This window comes from Deinococcus rhizophilus, from assembly GCF_030271215.1.
Lineage (GTDB): Bacteria > Deinococcota > Deinococci > Deinococcales > Deinococcaceae > Deinococcus > Deinococcus rhizophilus.
In genome coordinates this window covers 1-380 of sequence record NZ_JASNGB010000427.1, presented here as the reverse complement: position 1 = coordinate 380, position 380 = coordinate 1, and the positions used below count along the sequence as shown (strand labels likewise).

The window sequence follows — 380 nt, the reverse complement described above, 5'->3', positions numbered from 1 at the left end:
CTATGACGGCAAAGGGGGCTTGAGGAGTTGATCTTCCAAGGCGGCCAGGTACTGATCCGGGGAGCGGCGGAAGCGGAGTTGCTGACGTCGTGCCTCATGCCGGACTTCCAGTCCGGCCCGCAGACGATGCCAGGCCATCAAGCAGCGGGGCTGGAGGTCAGGTCCCGTGGGTGGATAAAGACGAGTGCCGAAGGCGGCGACCAGGCGAACCTGCCCCCGGATGACGGTGCTGGGCGAGGCGACCTTCCGCCCAGAAATCCGCCGCTCGTGGTAGCGAGCAGCACCGAAGAACTGTTCCAGATCATTGTTGGTGCGGGGGAGGCCAGGGAGGCGATAGCTGTGGAACAGGTGCGGACGGTAGCTCGCTGTGACCTTGAGGA

At 64.5% G+C, this 380-nt stretch carries 1 pseudogene; it reads right to left on the bottom strand.

The features are described 5' to 3' along the window. Positions 1-380 (bottom strand): annotated as a pseudogene (locus QOL99_RS17695) (ISNCY family transposase); the annotation flags it as partial.